General features: G+C 60.9%; 2 pseudogenes. One reads left to right on the top strand and one right to left on the bottom strand.

The annotated features are described in order from the left end of the window. Window positions 1-1,215, bottom strand: a pseudogene (locus HX846_RS29995) (chemotaxis protein); the annotation flags it as partial. 374 nt (window positions 1,216-1,589) lie between these two features. Here HX846_RS29995 and HX846_RS29990 point away from each other — a divergent pair. Then, window positions 1,590-1,759, top strand: a pseudogene (locus HX846_RS29990) (sodium:proton antiporter); the annotation flags it as partial.

The following is a 1,759-nucleotide window of genomic DNA, read 5'->3' as shown; positions in this document are numbered from 1 at the left end:
ACCTTCGCCACTGGCAATGTCTTCCAGCATGCGCGCCACACCGAGGATCGGCCGGGTCACGCTGCGGGCCATCAGCCACACCAGCAACAGGCCGACGATTGCTGCCAGCAGGCCCAGGCTCAGTTCCAGCAGGGTGCCCTTGGCGTTATCGGCGTCCAGTTTGGACTTCAGGGCCTCAGCCGGAGCCACCAGGACTTTTTCTGGAACATCCAGCAACACGCCCCACGGCTTGCCATCGGGGATCGGCTGGAACGGCGCGAGCACCTTGAGTTGGTGGTCGGTGCGCACGCTGCGGGTCTGGGTGCTGGTGGAAAGCGAACTGATCAATTGCGCGCCGTTGGCGGTGTCGACGGCATCCAGGCGCTGGCTGAGTTTGCCGGCGTCCGGACTGTAGCCGGCCAGCAGGCCCACCGGGCTGATGATGCTGACGCTGGTCTGGCCGTCGTAGAGTTTCTGGCTGGCGCCCTGGCTGACGGCTTGCAGGCTGTTGAGGTTGATGTCCACCGACAGCGAGGCGATGACTTTGCCGTTGACCATCAGCGGGAAGACGATGCTGGTCATCAGCACCTTTTGCCCATCGATCACATAGAAGTACGGCTCGATCACGCAGGGCTTGAGTGTGGTGCGCGGGCAGGTGAACCAGGCGTTGGCTTTTTCGCCGCTGGGTCCGACGCTGGTGTCGGACATGTCGCTTTCAGGCAGCGACATTGAAGTCAGCTTGCCCGCAGTCGGCTGGGACCAGTACAGCGCAAAGCGGCCCTTGTCGTTGCTGCCCAGCTCTTGCTGGTTGGCGAACAGTTCGTCCTTGCCATCCAGTGCGTTGGCCTCGAATACCAGGGACAGGCCCAGCAGTTCCGGATTGGCCTGCAGCGCGGCCTTGACCTGGCGGGTCAGGTCTTCGCGCAGGTCGAAGGCATCCAGGAAGCGTTTCTCGGCCTGTTCGCGCAGGAACAACACCTGCCGGGAAAAACCGTGGCCGTATTGATAGGCGTCCATGAACTGCTGGCGAATGCCCAAGGCCTGGACCTCACCCTGGGCTTCGATGCGCGCCTGGGCGGCTTCGTCGAGCATTTCCATACTGGAAGCCTTGACCAGGTCGGAGCTCTGCGCCATGCGGTACAGCGAGAGACCTACCAGCAAGGTCACGATGCCCAGCAGGCAAAGACCGGCCAGCAGGGTAATTTTCCATTGAATGGACAGCTGTCTGAGCGACATGGAGCCTTCCTTAACCTTTCGATACGACAGAGACGATCTGCCTGTATCGGCCGCTCGGAAATTTTCTTTATTCAAACGATCAATTTAAAGCTGTTTGTGTGGCGAGGGGGCTTGTCCCCCGTTGGGCTGCTTAGCGGCCCCAAGAAAAGCGGGAGCGCTGCGCACTCCAACGGGGGACAAGCCCCCTCGCCACAGACAAATCCCCTAACCACTGACAAACCTTCTCCCCACTTTTTTGACAAGGCAGGCCGGGTGCTGCAAAGTGCGCGCCCTCTAATAAAACTCCCTTAAAACCTGGTTTGCGGCAGCCGTTCCCGACAGCAGCCCGGGCAGGTGCGTGCTTTTTTCATGTTTTCTGTCTTGAGGTAACGATGATTAATGCAGTAATCGCCGCGGTCGGCACCATGCTGGTGCTCAGCTTGTCCCGCGTGCATGTGGTGATCGCGATCATTGTCGGCGCCCTGGTGGGTGGCCTGACCGGCGGCCTGGGTATCGACGCGACGCTCAAGGCGTTCAACAGCGGCCTGGGTGGCGGTGCGACGGT

Origin of the sequence: Pseudomonas sp. K5002 (assembly GCF_013386655.1) — a bacterium.
Lineage (GTDB): Bacteria > Pseudomonadota > Gammaproteobacteria > Pseudomonadales > Pseudomonadaceae > Aquipseudomonas.
Note: the sequence above shows the minus strand (reverse complement) of the source record. Positions and strands in the feature narration are given on the sequence as shown.